At 54.0% G+C, this 21,211-nt stretch carries 24 protein-coding genes; 6 read left to right on the top strand and 18 right to left on the bottom strand.

Going from position 1 to position 21,211, the window contains the following annotated elements; translation table 11 throughout:
- Positions 1–22 precede the first annotated feature (22 nt).
- Both M2406_RS08270 and dadX read left to right on the top strand, forming a co-directional pair.
- Positions 23–1,327 (top strand): D-amino acid dehydrogenase, encoded by a 1,305-nt coding sequence (locus M2406_RS08270; protein ID WP_012145470.1) that lies wholly within the window; start codon positions 23–25, stop codon positions 1,325–1,327.
- Between the two features lie 72 nt (positions 1,328–1,399).
- Entirely contained in the window at positions 1,400–2,473 is a 1,074-nt protein-coding gene (dadX, locus tag M2406_RS08265; protein WP_259189610.1) for a catabolic alanine racemase DadX, read from the top strand.
- A 3-nt stretch (positions 2,474–2,476) separates the two neighbouring features.
- On the opposite strand, the gene M2406_RS08260 is transcribed toward dadX, so the two are convergent.
- The 7 genes from M2406_RS08260 to M2406_RS08230 all read right to left on the bottom strand — a co-directional run bounded on the left by M2406_RS08260 (position 2,477) and on the right by M2406_RS08230 (position 10,053).
- Positions 2,477–3,670, bottom strand: coding sequence for a multidrug effflux MFS transporter (locus M2406_RS08260; protein ID WP_012145468.1), 1,194 nt, complete (start codon positions 3,668–3,670; stop codon positions 2,477–2,479).
- Positions 3,671–3,779: 109 nt separating this feature from the next.
- On the bottom strand, positions 3,780–4,340 hold the full coding sequence (locus M2406_RS08255) for a 3'-5' exonuclease (RefSeq protein ID WP_012145467.1): 561 nt from the start codon (positions 4,338–4,340) through the stop codon (positions 3,780–3,782).
- Positions 4,341–4,402: 62 nt separating this feature from the next.
- Complete coding sequence (locus tag M2406_RS08250; RefSeq protein ID WP_259189609.1) at positions 4,403–6,121, bottom strand: ABC transporter permease subunit; 1,719 nt, start codon at positions 6,119–6,121, stop codon at positions 4,403–4,405.
- Positions 6,121–7,629, bottom strand: a complete 1,509-nt coding sequence (locus tag M2406_RS08245; protein ID WP_259189608.1) for an ABC transporter substrate-binding protein — start codon at positions 7,627–7,629, stop codon at positions 6,121–6,123. Before M2406_RS08245 ends, M2406_RS08250 begins: the two co-directional genes overlap by 1 nt.
- A gap of 18 nt (positions 7,630–7,647) precedes the next feature.
- Positions 7,648–8,430, bottom strand: a complete 783-nt coding sequence (locus tag M2406_RS08240; RefSeq protein WP_405050618.1) for an ABC transporter ATP-binding protein — start codon at positions 8,428–8,430, stop codon at positions 7,648–7,650.
- Between the two features lie 13 nt (positions 8,431–8,443).
- Positions 8,444–9,253: an ABC transporter ATP-binding protein gene (locus M2406_RS08235; RefSeq protein WP_259189606.1), complete on the bottom strand. Its 810-nt coding sequence runs from the start codon at positions 9,251–9,253 to the stop codon at positions 8,444–8,446.
- 317 nt (positions 9,254–9,570) lie between these two features.
- Positions 9,571–10,053: a hypothetical protein gene (locus tag M2406_RS08230; RefSeq protein WP_017893072.1), complete on the bottom strand. Its 483-nt coding sequence runs from the start codon at positions 10,051–10,053 to the stop codon at positions 9,571–9,573.
- Positions 10,054–10,224: 171 nt separating this feature from the next.
- On the opposite strand from M2406_RS08230, the gene M2406_RS08225 reads away from it, so the two are divergent.
- Positions 10,225–10,518 carry a hypothetical protein gene (locus M2406_RS08225; RefSeq protein ID WP_012145461.1) on the top strand — a complete coding sequence of 98 codons (294 nt, stop codon included), beginning with the start codon at positions 10,225–10,227 and terminating at the stop codon, positions 10,516–10,518.
- A 313-nt stretch (positions 10,519–10,831) separates the two neighbouring features.
- A complete protein-coding gene (locus M2406_RS08220) occupies positions 10,832–12,949 on the top strand; it encodes a TonB-dependent siderophore receptor (protein WP_259189605.1) in 2,118 nt (705 codons plus the stop codon).
- A gap of 52 nt (positions 12,950–13,001) precedes the next feature.
- Here the strand turns inward: M2406_RS08220 and M2406_RS08215 are convergent, their stop codons facing one another.
- Complete coding sequence (locus tag M2406_RS08215; protein ID WP_012145459.1) at positions 13,002–13,178, bottom strand: GhoT/OrtT family toxin; 177 nt, start codon at positions 13,176–13,178, stop codon at positions 13,002–13,004.
- A gap of 222 nt (positions 13,179–13,400) precedes the next feature.
- Here M2406_RS08215 and M2406_RS08210 point away from each other — a divergent pair, with 222 nt between their 5' ends.
- Both M2406_RS08210 and M2406_RS08205 read left to right on the top strand, forming a co-directional pair.
- On the top strand, positions 13,401–13,559 hold the full coding sequence (locus tag M2406_RS08210; protein ID WP_006322621.1) for a YqaE/Pmp3 family membrane protein: 159 nt from the start codon (positions 13,401–13,403) through the stop codon (positions 13,557–13,559).
- A 528-nt stretch (positions 13,560–14,087) separates the two neighbouring features.
- Entirely contained in the window at positions 14,088–14,777 is a 690-nt protein-coding gene (locus M2406_RS08205) for an alpha/beta hydrolase (protein ID WP_012145458.1), read from the top strand.
- Positions 14,778–15,743: 966 nt separating this feature from the next.
- Here the strand turns inward: M2406_RS08205 and M2406_RS08200 are convergent.
- Genes M2406_RS08200 through M2406_RS08155 form a run of 10 tightly spaced genes read right to left on the bottom strand, consistent with a single transcriptional unit; the run spans position 15,744 to position 20,759 of the window.
- A complete protein-coding gene (locus tag M2406_RS08200; protein WP_259189603.1) occupies positions 15,744–16,883 on the bottom strand; it encodes a phage integrase Arm DNA-binding domain-containing protein in 1,140 nt (379 codons plus the stop codon).
- The gene (locus M2406_RS08195; protein ID WP_115184487.1) at positions 16,864–17,121 is read right to left on the bottom strand and encodes an excisionase; all 258 of its coding nucleotides are present in this window, start codon (positions 17,119–17,121) and stop codon (positions 16,864–16,866) included. The genes M2406_RS08200 and M2406_RS08195 overlap by 20 nt, the downstream gene beginning before the upstream one ends.
- 56 nt (positions 17,122–17,177) lie before the next feature.
- On the bottom strand, positions 17,178–17,516 hold the full coding sequence (locus M2406_RS08190) for a hypothetical protein (protein ID WP_259189602.1): 339 nt from the start codon (positions 17,514–17,516) through the stop codon (positions 17,178–17,180).
- A complete protein-coding gene (locus M2406_RS08185) occupies positions 17,509–17,931 on the bottom strand; it encodes an HNH endonuclease (protein ID WP_259189601.1) in 423 nt (140 codons plus the stop codon). The genes M2406_RS08190 and M2406_RS08185 overlap by 8 nt, the downstream gene beginning before the upstream one ends.
- A complete protein-coding gene (locus M2406_RS08180) occupies positions 17,924–18,514 on the bottom strand; it encodes a hypothetical protein (protein ID WP_259189600.1) in 591 nt (196 codons plus the stop codon). The genes M2406_RS08185 and M2406_RS08180 overlap by 8 nt, the downstream gene beginning before the upstream one ends.
- Entirely contained in the window at positions 18,514–18,747 is a 234-nt protein-coding gene (locus tag M2406_RS08175) for a hypothetical protein (protein ID WP_259189955.1), read from the bottom strand. The genes M2406_RS08180 and M2406_RS08175 overlap by 1 nt, the downstream gene beginning before the upstream one ends.
- Complete coding sequence (locus M2406_RS08170; protein WP_259189599.1) at positions 18,714–19,157, bottom strand: ASCH domain-containing protein; 444 nt, start codon at positions 19,155–19,157, stop codon at positions 18,714–18,716. Before M2406_RS08170 ends, M2406_RS08175 begins: the two co-directional genes overlap by 34 nt.
- Positions 19,154–19,612, bottom strand: coding sequence for a hypothetical protein (locus M2406_RS08165; RefSeq protein WP_259189598.1), 459 nt, complete (start codon positions 19,610–19,612; stop codon positions 19,154–19,156). Before M2406_RS08165 ends, M2406_RS08170 begins: the two co-directional genes overlap by 4 nt.
- Entirely contained in the window at positions 19,609–20,229 is a 621-nt protein-coding gene (locus M2406_RS08160) for a 3'-5' exonuclease (protein WP_259189597.1), read from the bottom strand. Before M2406_RS08160 ends, M2406_RS08165 begins: the two co-directional genes overlap by 4 nt.
- The gene (locus tag M2406_RS08155) at positions 20,229–20,759 is read right to left on the bottom strand and encodes an HD family hydrolase (RefSeq protein ID WP_259189596.1); all 531 of its coding nucleotides are present in this window, start codon (positions 20,757–20,759) and stop codon (positions 20,229–20,231) included. Before M2406_RS08155 ends, M2406_RS08160 begins: the two co-directional genes overlap by 1 nt.
- Positions 20,760–21,211 lie beyond the last annotated feature (452 nt).

Below are 21,211 nucleotides of genomic sequence, written 5' to 3'. Positions count from 1 at the left end.
AAGCCTTAAGCTGGAGTCAGCGATGCGAGTGGTAATTTTAGGTAGTGGAGTGGTGGGTGTTGCCAGCGCCTGGTATTTGGCGAAAGCGGGGCATGAGGTGACGGTGATCGATCGTCAACCCGGCCCGGCGATGGAAACCAGTGCGGCGAATGCCGGTCAGATCTCACCGGGCTATGCGGCTCCGTGGGCTGCGCCTGGCGTGCCTTTGAAGGCGGTTAAATGGATGTTCCAGCGCCATGCGCCTTTGGCGGTTCGTCTGGACGGCAGCAGCTTCCAATTGAGCTGGATGTGGCAGATGCTCAAAAACTGCAATACCGAACACTACATGACCAATAAAGGGCGTATGGTGCGGCTGGCGGAATACAGTCGTGACTGTATCAAGGCGCTGCGCCAGGAAACCGGCATCCAGTATGAAGGCCGTCAGGGTGGGACGCTGCAGCTGTTCCGTACCCAGCAACAGTTTGAAAGTGCGGCGAAAGACATCGCGGTGTTGGAAGATGCCGGCGTGCCCTACAAACTGCTGGAAGCCAGTCAGTTGGCCAGCGTTGAACCTGCGCTTGCACAGGTGGCGCATAAGCTGACCGGTGGGCTGCAACTGCCTAACGATGAAACCGGCGACTGCCAACTCTTTACCCAGCAACTGGCCAAACTGGCGCAGCAGGCCGGAGTTACTTTCCTGTATAACCGCAGCGTCGATCGCCTGCTGGTGGAAGGGGACAAGATTAGCGGTGTGCAATGTGGCGGAGAAATCTTCAAAGCCGACAGCTACGTAGTGGCCTTTGGTTCTTATTCCACCGCGCTGTTGCGTGACCTGGTGTCGATCCCTGTCTATCCGCTGAAAGGCTACTCGCTGACCATTCCTATTACCGATGAGTCCGCCGCACCGTTCTCGACAGTGCTGGATGAAACTTACAAAATCGCCATTACCCGTTTCGATCAGCGTATTCGCGTCGGCGGCATGGCGGAAATCGTGGGTTTTAACACGCAGCTTGAACAAAAGCGTAGAGAGACGCTGGAGATGGTGGTGCGCGACCTTTACCCTAACGGTGGACGGGTGGAAGACGCTACCTTCTGGACCGGTTTGCGGCCGATGACGCCGGACGGCACGCCAATTGTCGGCAAGACCTCGCTGAAAAATCTGTTCCTGAATACCGGCCACGGCACCCTGGGCTGGACCATGGCCTGTGGTTCCGGCCAACTGCTTTCCGATTTGATTTCCGGTATCACGCCGGCCATTCCTTCAGACGATCTGGGAGTGGCACGTTACAGCGCCGGATTTCGCAGCCTCTACACCGGCCCCTTGAACGATGTGCATCCCGCGCGTTAAAAACCCTAATTTATAATGTTATTGTCACGGGCGTTGGCCCGTGACCGCATTTGCCGGCCCGTAGGAGTGCCCATGCCTCGCCCGATTTCCGCCACGTTACACCTTGGCGCTTTTGAAAATAACCTGCAGGTGGTTCGCCGTTTCGCCCCCAAAGCCAAAGTCTGGTCGGTGGTCAAGGCCAATGCCTATGGTCACGGTATCAAACATGTCTGGCGCAGTCTGGCGCAGACCGACGGTTTTGCCTTGCTGGATCTGGCCGAAGCCATTTTGCTGCGTGAGTCCGGCTGGCAAGGACCGATTTTGTTGCTGGAAGGTTTTTTCAAGCCACAGGATTTGGCCCTGCTGGACCGCTATCGTTTGACGACCTCGGTACACAGCGACTGGCAACTGGCGGCGATAGCCGAGGCCAAACTGTCGGCACCGCTGGATGTTTATCTGAAAGTGAACAGTGGCATGAACCGTCTGGGTTTTGCACCGGAACGTTTGCACTCTGTCTGGATGAAGGCTCAGGAGATCGGCAATATCGCCAGCCTGACGCTGATGAGCCATTTCGCCACCGCTGACGGTCCACAGGGCGTCGAGTCGCAAATGGCCAGCATAGAACGGGCGGCGAAGGGCATCACTTTGCCGCGCTGTCTGGCCAACTCTGCCGCTACGCTGTGGCACCCGCAAACCCATGGCAGTTGGGTGCGGCCGGGCATTGTGCTCTATGGCGCTTCACCAAGCGGCCAATGGCGTGACATTGCCGACAGCGGTCTGCAACCCACCATGACGCTGAGTAGCGAAATTATCGGTGTTCAAACGCTGAAATCCGGTGATCAGGTGGGTTATGGCTGGCGTTACCGCGCCGAGGGAGCGCAACGCATCGGCGTGGTAGCCTGTGGTTATGCCGATGGCTATCCGCGTCATGCGCAAACCGGTACGCCAGTCTGGGTGGACGGTGTGCTGACACGAACGTTAGGCACGGTTTCAATGGATATGCTGGTGGTCGATCTGACGCCTTGCCCGCATGCGGGTATCGGGGCGGAAGTGGAGTTGTGGGGGCGGCGCCTGCCGGTTGACGATGTCGCCACCGCGGCAGGTACGCTGGGTTATGAATTACTGACGGCGCTGGCCGCCAGAGTGCCAATCATCACCGAGGCCTAAGCCTCAGGCAATCTTCTTCAACTGACCTTTTATTTGCTTGCTGCGCTGTCGTGCGTGCAGCGCCAGCAGGCAACCCACCAGCATCACCAGCGCCAGTGACAGTTTGGGCTGCAATGGCAGCGCCATCGCCAACAAGCCCAGAGCCGCACCGCCGGCCATCTGCACAAAACCTACCAATGCAGAAGCTACCCCGGCCTCATTGGAATACGGCTCCAGCGCGTAGCTGGTTGCCGGGCCCATCACAAAGGCTAAACCAGCGCAGGCAAAAGCGACCGGTAGCATATAAGCCAGCCAGTGAGTTTGTGCCGCACCGGACAGTAAGGAGACGCCCAGCAGCAGCCCAATAGCCCCGATACCCATCAATATACCGCCGGTTGCCAGACAGACTGGGCGTCCGACCTTGTGAATGATGCGGTTGGCGAAAAAACTCACCAGCATGATCCAAAAACCATTGGCGCCAAACACCAACGAGAATTGCAACGGCGTCAGCCCGGCGGTGCCCATTAGCACGTTGGGGGCCAGCGAAACGTAGGTCAGCGCCATGCCCATGGCACCGGAGTTGACTACGGCGAAGGACAGAAAGCGGCGATCGCGGGCGATGCGAGCATATTGTCGCACCGGCAACCCTTTGACGCGCACGGTGTCCGCCGGACGGGTTTCCGGCAGGCGAAGGGCGATCAGTACCAGTACCGCCAGCGCATAACACACCAGGAACCAGAATGGGGCGCGCCAGCCAAAGGCTTCTGCCAGCAGCCCACCCAGCAAGGGGGCCAGAGCAGGAATAATATTCAGCGTACCGTTGAGAAAACCGAAGGCACGGGCCGCATCGTCGCCGTTCATCCGATCGCGCACGCCACTGAATGCCACCACTGCGGTACAGCACACCGCCACACCCTGCAACAGGCGAGATGCGACAAACATCGTTGGCGTGGTGGCAAGCGCCGCCATCGCCGCGCCAATCATGTAAATCACAATACCGGCCAGAGCCACCGGCTTGCGGCCGTAGTTATCCACCAGCGGGCCGGCAATAACCTGCCCGAGGCCCAGCACCAAAATGAACAGAGAAATGGTGGACTGAATCAGCGCTTCACTGCTGTTAAGGCCAACGGCGATAGCGGGGATGGTCGGCAGATAGAGATCGATACCCAGCGGGCCGAGCAGCACCAGGCTAAGAAGCAGAAACAGAAATTTTTGCATAACAAAAACAGCACATCCGAGTGACAAAGAGGGCTAGAGTAGAGATTCTGGCGCTAAATGGAAAGAGGCAAAACATAGGCCCGCCGCCGGTACGCCAGTCCGGTTCTATTTATGACCCAGCGGCTTTGCGATAGTAAAGTGCCGATACCGTATCCGCCACGTAACGCGCCTGATGTTTGGCGTCGTCCAATGCCCGGTGGGGCGTGCCTTCAAATGCCCGTTCTTTCTTCGGGTTAAAGCCCAGCATTTCTGCCAGGGTGATCACCGTGCGCACATCTTGCGTATCCCAAAACTTCCATGGGCAGGGCATATCAAGCTGCTGGAAGGCATGTTCGAGGATGGCGCAATCGAACTCCTTGCCGTTACCCCAGACCTTGACCTTATCGGTGCTGTTCATATGGATAAACCGGCTCAGGTTGGTCAGCGTGCGTTTAAGGCTTTCTGTGCCGCCGAAAGCCAGTTTGCGCGCTTCGTCAGACTGTTTCGCCCACCAGGCGACGGTATCCAGGCTGATGGTTCTGCCGGGCTGATCTTTTTGGCTGCTGACGGCGTTTTCAAATTCCGCACCGAGCTGCCCGGTTTGAGGATCGAAAAATACCGCGGCGACCACCAGGATCACCGCACTGGGTTTTATATCCAGGGTTTCAATATCTAACATCAGATGGTGCATTGGGTCTCCCGGCCGGTTGAGGTACCGCATAATATTACTACAAACCGGGCCAGGATGCGCCGTCAGCCCCGACGGTTGCCGGCGGTATTGGCCAACGTTACTGCGAGCACCGCCAGTAATATCAGAGCGATCGCCGGTGCCAGGACTCCCCACGGCGCCCGTTCGATATAGGGCATGCCTTCCGCCAGCACCAGCCCCCATTCTGCGCTGGGTGGCTGTGGACCCAGGCCAAGGAAACCCAGGGCGGCCAGCGCCAGCGCAATGCCCGGCAGGCGCAGCATGGCATGGCGCAGCAGTGGCCCCCATAAGGCAGGCAGCAGGTAATGCGTCAAGGTGCGCACTCGGCCTATTCCCAACACCGGCAGCATGCGGATATAGGGTTGAGTGCGGGCTTCCATCAGCAGCGAAGCGCAATGAGCGGCCAGCGGAGCCCAACTAACCAACATCACCGCGCAGGCGGCGCCGTAGGCTGAAGGGCCGCTAATGGCGACCACTAACAGGCCTGCGATAATCGGCGGTGTGGCGTTGGCCAGCTCAATCATTCCGCACATCAGACGTGGCATCAGCCCGAACATTATCCCGAGGAACAGCGAAGCGAAGCTGACCGCCAGTGCCAGCAGGCTGGTATTCAGCGCACCGTAAGCGACGCGCGCCAGGATGTCCCGACCGGTGGCATCCGCGCCGAAGGGCAGATCGAGGCTGGGCGGCTGGAGGCGAATATGCAGAGACGAAAGTGGATCGCGTATGATCCCGCTCAGCACCAACAAGCACAACAACAGTGCGGCAACGGTGGCGAAAACGTAACTGCCTTTGCCGCTGTGCGGTGGCGGCGTCGAATTGGCCAGGCTTGGCGATACCCGACCCAGCAACAGATAATGCGCGCCCTGTGCCAAAAAACCGGTGCTGAAGGCGATCAGCAACAAGATCAGAATGCCGCATTGCAGCGTTGGCAGATCTTGTGCGATGGCGGCACCTAATGTCGCTCTGCCCAGACCGGGAATGGCGAAGACTTTCTCGACGGCGATGGCGCCGCCGGTAAGCCCAACCAGCACTAAACCAATTTGCGGTAACAAGGCGGGTAGCGTGCGGCGCAACACCGCCAGCAGACAATGCCACCGGGAGATACCGGCCAGGCTCCAGGTGATTAACCAGCGTTCTGACAAGGTCGCGGCCAAACCGTCACTGAACAACAGGCCCAGCAGGCCGCCGGCAGGTAAACCCAATGCCAGCGCCGGCAGCACCACATGGCGCAAACTTTGCCAGCCGTAGGGGGGAAACCAGTTTAGCCAGACGGCGCCGAGGATCAGTAACAGCGCGGCCAGGAGAAACTCGGGCAGGGCGGTCAGCGCCACCGCCAACACGCCTGCAGAACGGCGGTACTCGCCATGCAGGCCGCGCCAAAGGATTGGCAGTGCCAGCAACCCTGCGACTAACAGCGCTATCGCCAGCGCGTAGCCCATTAACGTTAGAGAAACTCCGGTAGCCTGTAACAGCCCCTCCAGTACCGGGCGACCGGAGATCCAGGAGTGACCAGCGTCGCCATGCAATACCCCATTAAGCCAGCGGCCAAGCAGCATCAGCGGCCCGTCGTCCAGAGCAAAGCGTTGGCGAATGGCATTCAGGGCTTCGGGCGTCGCTTCCTGTTCGGCCGAGCGAGCTCGCAGCAGGCTAATTGCCGGGTCGCGACCGGATAGCCAGGGCATCAGACCGATCAGGGATATCATTGCCAACAGGGCAAACAGCCGCGAGGCCAGTGGCAATAGCCATTGCGCCAGTCGCATCAGGGCTGTCCGCTGGCGATCATGCTGCGCGGTGTCACCAGTTGGCGTTCTCGCGGATCGCGCTCTGCATTCTTCATGCCCACGGCTTCCCCCTGGATCACTCGTTCATGCAGCAGCGGGATCGCGGCATTAGTGGCCAGTATGCGGTTTTCCGCCGCCATGATCGCCTGACGCCGCTGTGCACCGGCCGCAATAGCGGCAGCCTGAGTTATAGCCGCATCCACCTGCGGGTCGCACAGTTGGGCGATATTGAACGAGCCCTGACAGGCGAAATCGCTGAACATATAAGCCAGTGGATCGCCGGAGTCCAACACCGTGGCTCGCGACAGAATAAATGCGTCGAATTTGCCTGCCAGCGCATCGGCCTCAATATGCGCATATTCCCGCACTTCCTGTTTCACCACAAAACCTGCTGCGCCAAGCTGTTGCGCCAGATAAACGGCGACTTCCGGTAGCTCGGCGCGATCGCTGAAGGTGGCCAGGGTGATGGTTTTATTCGTTACCGTCTTGGTGGGCAGCAAGGGTTGCGGCTGTCTCAATGGGGCGGCCCAGGGCAGTGCCGGGCCAAGCAGTCCGCTGGCGACATCGGCACGGCCTTCGTAGACATTGTCCACCAGGGGTTGACGCTCAATAGCCGCGGCGGCGGCGGCACGCACCTGCGGATCGCTAAAGACACCTACTCGGGTGTTCAGATACAGGGTATTGGTGCGCGGCATCGGCACTTCATGGATGCGTTCTGCCGCAATCAGTGGCAACTGTGATACCGGCACGGCTTCAACCAGATCGGCACTGCCGGTGCGCAGAGCTGCGGCTCGGGCGGAACCGTCCGGTACAAAACTGACGTCGATACCCGGCGCTGCGGCTTTTTGGCCCCAATAACCTTCAAAACGCTTTAGTCGCGCGCTGCTGGTCCCGTTGATTTCCGTCAGCACAAAAGCGCCGGTCCCGGCCAGCAATGGGTTAACCACGCCGTTGGCACCGTAAGCCCGTTCGGCAAGGATCGCCAACTGTGGGCTGGACAGCCGTTGCGGAAGTAAAGGGTCGGGGACCGCGGTGGAAATAATCACGGTGTGATCGCCTTCAATGCTGACTGATAATTCAATGCCGTCGAGGATACGCGGTTTGGGTGCGGCGTTGATTGCCGCCGAAAGTGAGCGTACGACGCTCTGTGCTGTCATTACACTGCCGTCGTGGAAACTGACCCCCGGCCGCAACACAAAGCGCCAGCGGTGTTGATCTATCTGCTGCCATTCGGTGGCCAATGCCGGTTCGGCATCACCATTGGCGTTCAGTAGCACCAGCGTTTCGGTATTGCTCCAGCGCGAAAGTTTAAACGCATCATCGCTGAGCGGCGTGAGCCCGGAACGAGGCGGTTGCAACATGGCCAGCCGGATGCGCCGTTCTTCGCCGTTACCTGCTTTCAGTTCGGCAGGGTCAAAACAGCCGCCAAGCAGCAAGCTGCCGGCGAGCAGGCAGCCGGTGGGGCCAATAAAGCGTGGGTTCAACATGAAAAAGTCCTCAGAATGTCAGGGCTGATAAAGGGCGGGTAACGAGGGAATGGCGGCCAGCAGATCGCAGGTGACGGCATGTCGCGGGCTGCGCAGCAGTTCATCGGTTGGACGATCTTCCACGATGACGCCGCAGGCCATCACCAGCGTTCGTTGGCATAGGGCGGCGACCAGTGAAATATCATGGGAGACAAGCAGCATGCCCATATTTTGTTGACGAGTAATCTTGTCCAGCAGGCCGATGATCTGCTGACGCAGTGGCAGATCCAGACCGCTGACCGGTTCATCGGCGATTAAAAATCGGGGTTGTAGCGCGATAGCACGCGCCAGCGCCACCCGTTGTGCCTGCCCACCGGAGAGCTGGCCGGGGCGGACGTGTATCAGGTGATCATCCAATTCGACCTGCCGCAAGGCCCGCTCAGCGGCAATGCTCAAATCCTGCCTGGGTGCCAGCTGACGCAGAGGTTCAATAATCAACTCGGCCACCGTGTGGCGCGGGTTAAGTGAGGCATGGGCATCCTGAGGGACGTATTGCACCAAACGTCGATACCAGCGCAATGGGTTCACAGCGGTTGGGCGGACGGCATTACCCTGGCATAGGATATGGCCGGCATCCGCGGTTTCCAATGCCAGCAACAGCCTGAGTAGCGTCGATTTCCCTGCGCCGGAGCAGCCTACCAGCCCGACGCGTTCCTCCGGATACAGATTCAGGTCGGTGGGTTTCAGTCCGTCAGACTGTGATGAATATCGGAGGCAAACTTGCTGCAGGCTGATAAAGGGCAGCGTTCCGCTGATTGACATGCCATTCATTCCGTTAACCTGCCAGACTCAACGGCGATGTCCGCTTGAAGGTTGGGCGCTGCGCTGTGGCAACCAATTGCCGGGTATAGGGGTGAGCAGGGTGATGCAGCAATTGTGCGAACGATCCCTGCTCGACTATTTTGCCATCTACCATCACGATGGCGCGCTGACACAGGTTGGCGGCAACGGTGAGATCGTGGGTAATAAACAGCAATGCCGGTGCGTGAGGACGTTCGGTGTAAGCTTTCAGGATCTCGATCAGTTGATGTTGGCTGACCATGTCCAACGCCGTGGTAGGCTCATCGGCGATTAGCAGGCTTTTCTCACCCACCAATGCCAGCGCCGCGCAGACTCGCTGGCATTGTCCGCCAGACAGTTGGCCAGGATAGCGTGACATGATGATCTCCGGCGGCAAGCCTAATACTGCCAGCAACTCGATGGCGCAACGCTGTGCCCGCTGTTTTTTCATGTTGTTCTGCCCCTGCAGTGCCAGGATTAGCTGCTGGCCCACGCGGGTCAGGGGATTGAGACTGGTAAAGGGATCCTGAAAGATGGCTGCCAGTGCGGGGCGTTTGCGCTGTTGCAGATGCCGGCCAGCGAGTTCTTGCCCTTGCAGCCGAATGGAACCATTGACTGTCGAGCCAGTCGGCAGAGTCCCCAAAATGGCGGCGGCAGTGAGTGATTTACCTGAACCCGATGCACCCAACAGACACAGACGTTCGCCGGCATACAGCGTAAAATTCAAATCGTGAATTTTGACGTCTCCATCAAGCGACAGCGTCAGGTGTTCTACGGTGAGTAACGGCGAGGGCTGGTTATCCATGGCAGATCTTTTTCTTGTGATTTTTGTTATGTGATAACATAACATTCACGTGCCGGAAATAACCAGCGGATTTACGAAATACTTTGAAATAGTGTAAAGCGGGGTAAGCAAGGTATGATGCTGAGGGTTTTGTTGTCAGGTTGGTCTTATCGGTGAGAACGCTTATTTTTGTTTTATGTATGGCAGGTTATCTGCTGGTGCTGAGTTACCTTGGTGTTTTCGTCACGGATAAAATATGTGAGAAATCCAATAACTACACCAAGGTGTGCCGCCTGGTCGATATTTCAGAACCGCATATTCCAAAGTAAATTCGGCTGTCAGCTCAAATAGTCAGCGGTGATCAACGGCGTCAATAGCCCTGCTAATGCCGCCAGCGTTGCCCACTGTCGCCACCCAAGTCGTGCCAACCAATCCTGGCGCAGTGGCGGTGTCGCAAGCTGACCCACCGCAACCGTGCCGGTCAGCAGCAGGGTCAGAAAAATGAAAACCAACCCACGGCTCCATGCATTGAACTCGATGTGCAGCACATTGGCGTAGTACAGCCGCATCAGAATGTAATAGGCCAGCATCACCCAGGCGAAATGGGTGCGTTTTTTCAGCACCTGGTAAAGTAAAAATGCGATGAAAATACTGTGGCACACGGAGATCAGTGGCGCTTCAATCGGGCGCCTGACGCAACCGTTATAGACCGCCAGATAGATATTAAAGACCAACTGGGCATAGAGGGTATAGATATACCAGCCATAGATGATTTTGAGCTTTTTGGGGGTGGGTGGGGTTGGGCAATAATCCGATATCATTGGAGCCTCCTGAGCTGACTAGCGTTATACCACCTAAAAACTAAATGAAAATTAAACGCCAAACAGGCTTTATTTTACCCCCGATCTGGAACTAAGCCGCATTCGCCAGGTCTGTTAAATGCTGCGACACGCAAGGTGTTTTTATGTGGTTTATGATGGTAATTCATTGATATGAAAGATTATAAAAGCGATAACTCCGCCGTGTATCTGCTGATTATCACCCTGGGACTTTATTTCTTCCTGCCACCAGCGCTGGTCGCTTTCTTCTTTGATTGGTTAAACCTCAACCCCTTCGTCATTATTCGCTTCTGGCATTTTAATCCGTTTTCCGCCGACCGCGGGATCCCCCTCTATCAAACCTTTATATACATATTAAGTTTATGGGTTATAGCGAATATTCTGCTGGCGCTTATTTTGCTGGTGGCTCGGCGTCTCTATGTTTGGTTCGTCAAAGGAACTCGTTGAGCACTGGCACCAGATAGATCATATTGATTCGAGTTTGTATGCCAGCCAAATGCTGGCATTTTTTTATTGTTGATTTTCAATCTACTTTTCCACAATCAGCCCAAGGTTTTTTGCCGACGGCAAGTTAGTTCACCTGCTGATAAAAAGTATCCTCATGCTTGTAATTCCTTATCGATAAAGATAATAATTATCATTAATATTTCCTTTTCTTTACATACAGCACACCGATAGATCTTTTGCACTCTTGTCAGCCAGCGCTGCTGATGGGGGCGGGTCGGGGGTGACTTAATGATACTTACCGGGGATTACAAATATGCAGATGATTTTTCCTGTCAAACGGTCGCGTGTTTTGTGTGCATTCGCGATGTTCCTGCCGTTGACTTCGTTGGCTGAAGACACCCTGGTGGTTAGCGCCAGGCCCGCTGATACTGCCGAGTCGGTGACTCAGGGCTACCAGGCGACCACCAGTCAGGGGGCGACTAAAACCGACCAGCCGCTGATCCTGACAGCGCAATCTGTTTCCGTGGTGACACGCCAACAAATGAGCGATCAGAATACCCAAACGGTTAACGATGCACTGAAATATACCCCGGGTGTTTTCACTAACTTCGCCGGCGGCGCGACACGCTATGACACCATTGCATTACGCGGTTTCCACGGCGGTGATGTCAATAACACCTTCCTCGACGGCCTGCGTCTGTTAAGTGACGGCGGCACCTATAATGCCTTGCAGGTTGATCCCTGGTTCCTGGAGCGTATCGACGTTATCAAAGGGCCTTCTTCAGTGATGTATGGGCAAAGCATTCCGGGCGGGCTGGTGGCCTTGACCACCAAGCGCCCGCAGTTTGCCACGCAGGGGCAGGTTAATCTTTCGGCGGGTAATAACAACACCCAGGGCGCGGCTTTCGATGTGACCGGTCCTTTGTCGGAGCAGTGGGCTTACCGGCTGACCGGAATGACGCGCAGCAGCGATACCATGTATGACCATCAGCGTGAAGAACGCTATGCAATTTCGCCGTCATTGCTGTGGCAACCAGATGAAAATACCTCACTGTTACTGAAAGCTTACCTGCAAAAGGATCCGTCCGGCGGTTATCACAGTGCAGTACCGGCAGATGGCAGTCTCTATTCCAGCGCGGGTGACAAACTGGGGCGCGGATTTTTTGATGGCGAGAGTAGTCGTAACGTCTTCAAACGTTGGGAGCAGATTTACAGCTACGCTTTCTCGCACAGCTTTAATGACGTTTGGTCATTCCGACAGAATGCCAGCTATACCCATTCTAACGTTGAACTGCAGCAGGTTTATCAGATTGGCTGGGATCAGGATCACCAGTTGCTGAACCGCTATTACAGCGGCTCGGCAACCTCACTGGATGCATTCGCCGTCGACAACCAACTGGAGGCCGACTTTGCTACCGGGCCGCTGGATCACAAAGTGATGCTGGGCCTGGATTACCAACGTTTTCGTAATAACCTGTGGGATGAATCTGCCGGCGCCTCTCAATTGAACCCTTATACCGGTGTGTCGGGGGGCGCGGGACTGACCAATCTGACGCATACCGATTCCCGACGCCACTATGAACAGATGGGCGTTTATCTGCAGGATGAAATCAGCCTGCAGAACTGGTATCTGAATCTGTCTGGCCGTTTTGACCGTATAGAGGCAAAAAATACGGTGCTCAACACCGGCACCAGCGATGAACGTCGTGACGACAACTTTAGCGGCCGTGCCTCGTTGCTGTATCGCTTTGACAGCGGTTTCTCACCTTACGCCAGTTACAGCACGGCGGTGACGCCGGAAGCGCTGGCCGATCAAAACGGCCATATGCTGAAGCCGAGCACCAGCGAGCAGTACGAGGTGGGCCTGAAATATCAACCGCCGGGCAGTTCATCAATCTACAGCATGGCCCTGTATGACCTGACGCAGAATGACGTCGCTAACCGGGTGGTGCAGCAAAGTTATTATCTGCCTGCCGGGAAAGTACATTCTCAGGGGATTGAACTGGAGGCTCGCAGCAAGTTAACCGAACATCTCGATCTGATAGCGGGCTACACCTACAACAAGGTGAAGTTTAAAGATGCAATTGACGGCAACAATGGCAATACGCCGTATCTGGCACCGGAGCAAATGGCTTCGCTGTGGGGCAAATATGCCACTGCCTACGGCGTGGATCTGGGGGCTGGGGTGCGTTATATCGGCAAACAGTGGGCGGATAACGAAAATACGCTACGTATTCCTTCCGTGACGCTGGTGGATGCTTCGGTGCGGATGAATCTGGATCGCGTTAATCCATCGTTGAAAGGGGCATATGTGCAGTTAAACGTGAATAACCTGACTGACCGAAAATATGTCGCGGCCTGTTATGGCACCGGTTATTGCTATTGGGGGGCAGAACGCTCGGTGCTGGCGACGGTAGGGTACGATTTTTAACGGAAGGCTCATGACTGCCCCGTCGCTCTTTGGCGGGGCGGTATCTCAAGCGTTAGAACAAGGAGAACATCAACACTACCGGCAGGCTCAATGGCCAGGTCAGGCCAATGGTTAACGCACTGATAAAACGAATCTTAATGGTATCTCGGCTGACCAGATAGGTAAAAATCATAGAAACTAACAGGCCAATTAAATAAAAGTATTGTGTTGCTACCCACAGCGACGACATGAAACCAATCCCAGTTGTATTTTTAAGCCTTAAATTTTAAGACCTCAATCCCACATAATCAATGCTTATTAATTCTTTCTTTTTTTAAAGAAATATACCCACAGAATTTGTAGATATATACCAATTTAACGGTTTTATTAGACTGCCGGGAGAGCGCGTAATTTGAAAATGTTAAGGATATGTAATATATTGGTGTCTTATAAAGCAAAATGAGGCGTTATTATGAGCTTTTGGAGAATTGTATTTACCATCATCTTGCCCCCTTTGGGTGTACTGCTGGATAAAGGGATCGGCGGGGCGTTTATCCTCAACATTATTCTGACTCTGCTCGGCTACTTCCCCGGCCTGATCCACGCATTCTGGATCCAGACCAAACAGTAATGGTTTTGCGGGCATATCGCCCAGGGAAGCGGTCTGTTCAGCGTAACGCTATCAACCCTGGTATGGGCACATGCCGGGGTTTTTATCTTTGAAGAGGCTAATGAATATTGAGGCCGTAGACAAACAACCATGAAAAAAGCATCGCCAACAGGCCTGCGATACAAAGAATGGAGATCATTTCCTTCACTGAATAATTCCCTTTTGGTTTCGTTGAAATTACTTCCCATTGTTTTTTCATGAGATTTTAGATCGTAATGGGTAAAAATCCTAGTTTTAATGTCGTGATGTGACCGAACCGTGGACTTATGCTGACGGAAATCTGGCAGATCACCCGAGCTGAATGGAACGCCAGAAGGGATATAACCAAGGGTTAACTATTCGTAGCTATTGCTGAAAGCGGCGGCAGTGAACTATATACAACAGGGCATATAAGGCGTTTTGGCTTGGTGCAGATGGCGCTGGAAGCATGGCGATGTTGATTATCGGGTCTGGCGTAACGCCTCCACGTGGTTAAAGAAGGAATTTGTGATGAATGCAAAACCTACAGTAGTCCTGGTTCATGGATTTTGGGGCGGTGCAGCGCACTGGAGTAAAGTCATTACCGAATTGTCGCATAAAGGATATCACTCGATTCATGCCGTAGAGATGCCGCTGACATCGCTGGCCGATGATGCAGAGCGCACGCGCAAGATGGTGGCACAGCAAGAAGGCCCGGTGTTATTGGTCGGGCATTCTTATGGTGGCGCGGTAATCAGCGAAATGGGCAATTTGCCTAATGTGGTCGGGCTGGTGTTTATCGCTGCCTTTGCACCAGATGCAGGGGAAAGCCCTGGCGGCATCACTCAGCAACATCCTCCAATTGCGGCGGCGAACCTGGCACCGGACAGTGATGGCTATTTATGGATTAAAGCCGATAAATTTCACGAAAGCTTCTGTCAGGATCTTTCCGCCGATGCAGCACTGGTGATGGCGGTGACCCAGAAGGCACCGCTGGCCAGCACCTTCGGTAACGAGATCACCGAACCGGCCTGGAAACACAAACCTTCCTGGTATCAAATTTCCAGCAATGACCGAATGATTGCACCAGAAAATCAACAGCATATGTCGGCGCGGTTGAAGGCTAAAAAAGTCATTACGTTGAATGCCAGCCATGCCTCACTCGCTTCGCATCCACAGGAAATCGCCGCTTTGATCGACGATGCCGCTAACGCCTCGTAAACCTCCATCGTTCAGGCCCTGCGACTGCGGGGCTTTTTTATGACGGTCGGTTACTCGCGGACGTCTACCAGACCTCAAAATCCCTTCTGGCTATCCTGTTGACCTACAAAGTTTGATGCCAAAAAAATCCCGCACAGCGGCGGGATTAAGGGATGATAGCGACAAACTGGATGTTGTTCTGATTCTGCGGTGTTGTGTGTTTCCAGACCACGACAGTAGCGCACCTGAATTTCGACGACAAGACGAAAAACGGCAATAGCGTCGGTATCAGAATATCCTCATAAGAAACTGAAATTGTTTGCTAAATGGGTAACTCAATGGAAGGGGCATAGCCTGATAGCGATTATAGAACCACTTCCTTGTGGAGAGGCGTCCTAGCGTCGTTTCCGCTTGGTGTTGAAAGTAGTTCCCCTTCTTTGCCGCAAATACATGACAAAGGAAAATACGACAACTGCGATCAAAACGACGATGATTGCAACGGGAAGGTATTCCATAGCATTCACCTGAGATGGCAATTCGGCATCCCATTAAATAGGACTTTTCCTAATTCAAGCAATAAGCATTGCGTAAGGGAAGCGTAATTAGGAATTACCTTAGCTATCGTCCCCTGGAACTGTGCAGGAGAAAAAACCATTAAACGAACAGTAACTTACAGCTTTATCTGAGAGGCAGGGAAGGCGGGCAGTTGATTTGATCGACCGGGGCGTTAGGTAAACCTGAATTAAAACTTTCCAGTGGCAGTTTTCATTATTTTTGCAAAAGAAAACGACCGATTAGTCTGATTAACCGGCCGTTGGTAAAGATGTTAATTATGCGGTCTGCTTATGAAATACAAGACGAAAGTATAACTATCTGATATCTATGATTTTAAATCTCACTCCAATATCTCCCCAAAATTCTTCCCCAAAACCAGATTTCAAAATTGATAGTGAAGCACAGGGATAGCCCTGCAGATTTTACATAGCGCTACACCACTAAGGTGGTCCAATCTGCGCCTCTATCATCATGATATCTATCAGTCATTTCCTGCGTTTTATGGCCAAGCAATGTTTGGGTATCAACTCCCTGAGCACTATACAAACGTTCAGCTAACGATCGCTGCTCGTGGAAACTAGGGGCTGTACCGTTTTTAGGTGGCTTAACACCTGCTGCCTGACGAGCTTCCAGAAAAGACCTACTCAATGAACTAGTGTCAACGCTCTGGCCAGGCTTTATCGTTGCATGTGCCCGGACATGGTGGAGTAGGTAAGGGCTAACGGTGCGATCACGGCAACGGGCTATAACTTCCTCTAGTGTCCACCCGATAGAGTTGCATCGTAGCGACAAGGGTAAAGCGACTTTCGAACCAGTTTTACTCTGCTGAATGTGAAGATAACCACCCCAAACATCGGTAAATTTCATATTAGAGATATCCTCCCGGCGTTGGCCTGTGACTACAGCCAGAAGCATTGCGTTTTGCACATAAGGCGGCATCGTTTCAGCCGCAGCAAAAATACGTTGCCATACTTCTAAGCTCAGACGCTCGCGAGATACCTTAGCTTTAGGCTTACGGGTAGCAAGGGCAGGATTGTAGCCTGCATCAACCTCACCGCTATGTTGAGCCTCTTTGAACATATCGATCCAAACACTGCGGAGCAACTGTGCCATTCTTGATTTACCCATGTCCTTGTACTCATCAAGAATCATCGCTAGCGATTTAGTATCCACTTGTTTTAGCCTGATATTGGGTAATTTCTTGGCTAATGTCAGGGCGCATGATTTTCTTGTTTTTAACGTGGAAGGTTTTAATGTCCCATCGGAAATTCTCTCCGCTTGTATCTCCAAATATCTTTCCACCCATTTAAAAAGAGTTATCGATGGTTGCACCTTCTGGGTGGTTGAGATCGCTATATCAACGAGCAGAGTAGCCTGGCGTGATTGCTGTTCGCTGAGGAGCCGGTTGGCCTCTGTCGCAGCATCACGCGCATGCTCTTCGTTAGTACCAAAGCCGATAAATTTGCCGGTAATAGGGTGTCGATACTGCCAATATACCTTATTGGTTCGCTTGTCTAATTTGCAGTATAAGTTGGGTACGTTCAGATTAAACTTACGAGGTCTGGCCGCCATTGAGAACCTTCCTGACTAAATTACTCACCGGTTTTGAAAGTTTTTCCAAGGCTGGTGGGGGGGCTAAAATGCCAACAAATTTAGCATCTTCATCTACCACCCACCTTTTCCCCTGTTTTAAAGGCCGTGGGTATATCTGACCAGTTGACGCATATTTGTTCAAAGTTGTTTGAGTGGGGGGATATTTCCACCCATTTGGGCCTGAAGCCCATTCATGTATTGGTATTAATTGCCCCATAGTTAACTCCACACGTTAAGCCCGCCGCATACGGGCATTAATTCATTCGTGACATGTCACGCTGTTAATTTGGTTTCGTGCCAACCCAGGGTAAGCCAGCACGCTGACTCACCTACGCAAGGGCACTCGGTAACCGGCAATTTATCGCCGCATTTCTTACACGTCCGCTTCTGCTGGTGGGCTAAAGTCTGCTGGTATTCAGCATGGCACCGGCGGATTAGCAACCCGACAACCTCGTTGAATTCGTATGGCTCCCGGCCAGGGCGCAGACCTGACAAAAGCGCCTGTGCCATAAATTCTTCTTCTGGCTCTAACTGCAGCTCACGAATCACGATCCCGCCTTTGCGTTGTCGCGCCCGTTGGGCCGCTTTACGCTCAGCATCTGTCTTAGCCATTGGCAGCCTCCTGATAACTTTCAAACCAAAACACAACCGGGGCGTCTTTAACTTCAACCAGCCCGAAACGCTCAGCGGTACGGAAGTTGACGCTGTAGTGCCGCGCTCGCTCTGTCTGTGCTGCTATCTGCTCGCGGAAACTCTCCAGGGTGTGGCCGCCTTTGAAAAGATTGCACTGCTTACACGCCGGAGCCATATTCCCTACAACGTCCAGAGCCTCCCGCTCAGCTACTCGACTGGTAAATTCAAGCTTGCCGTCATCAGTCACGCTTCGGTTGAAATCGAGCCCTCTATAGATGGGCTCGATATGATCGGCATGCCAGCCTTTCTCTGGCAGTGGACAGCCGCAGTAAGCGCACCGACCGCCGAACTTCTCCCGCAACTCAGCGCGTTGCGCCTTGGTCAGCTTAGCCATGCTGTGCCTCCACGGCGGGCTCACCTACAAACGCTAACTGACCGTTGAGGATGGCATTGCGGATCGCGTTGAACTCCCAAGCCCAATACTGCGAATCGACAAAAATTTGCATCTTCCTGTAGTCATGTTTTTTTCGGTTAATGAAGGCCTCCGCGGCCTCTCTGGTGAAATGTGCGTTCACGTACTCCCATTCCCAGGCATAACCGGTAACAGTGTGATCTTCGATTGCTCCGAGATAGTCCCACTGCTGATGCTCTTTCATGTTCAGAAAGCTAGCGTTGTACACTTCGCAGCATTCCGCATCGATTTCAGCCTGCCGCTCGTCATCCAGGTCATCCCAATATTCCTTAGGGCTAAACCAGTTTGAGTCGTCGCAATGCACCAAGTACTGATCGGTGTAATCCATATCTATACCGCTGATAAGGCGCTTGGTTTGAACGACGAATAGTGGATCGGCCGTGCAATGGTCATCTACACCATCGCCTTCGCAGTGGTACTTAAGGCGGGTTACAAAGTCGGCCCATGTATCAGCATTCAACTTTGCGCCCTTCGCCAGAGTTGGCTTCAGTTCATTTGCTGGCATCACGCACCTCCCCGTTGGATTTTGTGACCAGGTGCATAACAGCGCTCGCGATTTGCGCTGATACGCCAGCCTTCAGCTCGCGCCTCTTTGGCGCATTGTGACCATGATTCCCCGGTAAACTCGTCTTTGGCCGAGGTGATGAAACTTGCAGCGCACTTTTCGCAGTCGCAGTAAAGATGGGCTGTGTAGTTTGCTGATATCACAAGACACCTCCCTCGGTGGCATCTTGATATTCTTCCGGCACAAGCAGAGAAAACGCTTTGTGCGGTCGCTGGTGCGTTTCGAAAAAGCTCAAGCGGCCTTTCATCGGCCTGAACGGTAGCTCATGCGCATCGGCAAGCTGGAAGCCAACAGGTCCAAAAAACCAAGGTGACCCGCTCTCGTTCACGCAGTCCGTGATAGTCGCCACACCAACGATACCGCCACGATAGAAACTGTCTCTATCCGGAAAGTGGCGTGACCAACCGCGCAGCTTGAAGAGGATGTTCGCAGCGATAGCCATGTCTTCTTTTGACGGCTTGGCGGCACTGGCGTGGATTAGCACCTGTCCCCTGAATTTTGTGTTCCAGGTGCGGTTCTCGATGTCTTTATAGCCGTTGACGATTAGCCAGGCCCAGGGCTGGCGGATTGAAATTGCTTTCATTTGGCCTCCCGCAGCTCGATGGCGAATGCTTGCAACTCGTTAATCTGAGCACGAAGAGACATGGCTGTAGCGCCAAATGCGTGAGTGTCTGGGTGCATGTTGGCAAGCTGTTTCAGCTTGCGTTCGATGAGTTTATCCACTCCCCGCGCTTCGATAGCTGAAAGGGCGGCGTCAGTGGCTGATTTGGTGATCACATAAACGCTGCCTTCGCCAGGCTCATGCCCGCAAACATATCCGTGCAGCACCGGCTGGTAAGTCTCTCTGGCAAACAGACCGAGTTTTTCACCCAGTTCCTGAATGTCCCCGCCACACCATGAACCGCCTTGGCCTGCGATGTTGAAACCTTCAATCACAAATGACATGAGCTGCTCGTTACGCACAGCCAGCGCATCGGCTCGTTTCTGCTGCGCATCGCGCTCAGCCTTCAGGGCTTCGTAGGTCAATACTTCGGTCATGCTGCACCTACCTGTTGGCTATTGAGTTGATAGGCAATGGCCATCTGCTCTGCGTCGTTCATAGCGTCATGCAGGGAGTTATGCTTAACCATCGCGAAGCATGGCTGGTGGGTTTTAGGCAGGTAACCTTTGGTTCCTTTGGTCATGGCATCGATATAGGTGCGCACGTCGCGCTTGCCGCCCCAGTGCCACGGACATTCGATCTCATACATGCGGTAGGCATTTTCGAGGATCGATCCGTCAAAATCGGTTCCACGGAAGAAGATCCGCGCATTGGGGTGCTGCTTAATCCAGTTGGACAGCAGCCCGAGGCATTGGCTCAGAGGTTCGCGGTCGCCGACTAAAGCTTCCTGCGCCTCTTCGCCTTGCTTGCGCCAGAAGGCCTGGGTTTCTGTGCTGACGGTACGGCCTTTCATCAATTGATCGAAGGTATCAGCCAGGCAGTAAAATGCGTTGGTTGAGTAGTCGGCTAACTCACCCTCACGCGCCACTTTGATGATGCTTTGTTGGGTCTGGTGAACGTCGTCAATATCGAAGGCAAACGCGCCGATAGAGAGCAGCACAGCAGACGGCACCACGTCCAGGGTTTCGGTATCGATCGTGATTGTGTTGATCATCACAGCACTCCCCATTCAGTCAGCTCATTAAAGCGAGCAACGAACATTGCCCGAGCCTGTACCGGCATCACCGGATTAATCACGATGTCAGCAGGGAAAATGCCTTCCAGCATTGGCCATACCTTTCCATCGTCGATATCAAGATCCCGGCGCTCAGTGGCCAGCATGACCAGGTCTGCATGTTTCACCGCGATATCCATCTGCAGAGGAAGGCCGAAGCGCTGGCGGATCACTGCGTCCAGTTGATCTTCGATACGCTGGTAATCCGGCAGCAGGCGCTTAAGTGGGGCAGGGATATCTTTGCAATAGGCTTCGGTGGCATCGTGCATCAGCGCTTCAAGGGCGAACTCTGGCGCCACAATTTGGCTGCACAGCACTGAGTGTTGCGCCACGCTGTAGAAGTTCGGCAGATGGCCTGCAAACCGGCACTCATGGGACAGTGCCTGGGCGATATCCTCAATGCAGATGCTTTCGACTGCAGTCGCCGCAAAGTCCAAGTGATGGCCTGTAAAAGTGGTAATCCAGCTCATACGTTAATTCCCACACGCTGATTTTCGGCAAAGCGAAGCCCTGCCAGAATTGGCAACTTTTCGCAGATAGAAAATCGGGTTTTAAAAATGGAGGCCAGACACCCGCATAGCGCTGGCTCCCGGTTAATTACTCACACATCAGGTGGCGCACCGCGCCGGGGCTTTATACTGTGTAAAGGGATAAGGGGAACCCGGAACAGTACGCCACCTGATATGTGAAAAAAATGCGGCTGACACCAACCCAAATCAGAGCAGCCGCAAAGGCTTCACTACACACAGCAAAACTCTGCCGGATATCTGCACTTGCTTTCGCTGCAGTGCCGCCGGCGCGGCGCATTAGGTGTGGTGATGGGAGTTGAACCCACAGACGGGGAGGAAGCCCGTCCATCACCGGATACCACATCGGACTGCTCACTCATGAGTTAGGATCCTCCACCGCTCCCAGAACTGAG

This window comes from Serratia sp. BIGb0163 (genome assembly GCF_024809935.1).
GTDB classification, from domain to species: Bacteria; Pseudomonadota; Gammaproteobacteria; order Enterobacterales; family Enterobacteriaceae; genus Serratia; species Serratia quinivorans.
Note: the sequence above shows the minus strand (reverse complement) of the source record. Positions and strands in the feature narration are given on the sequence as shown.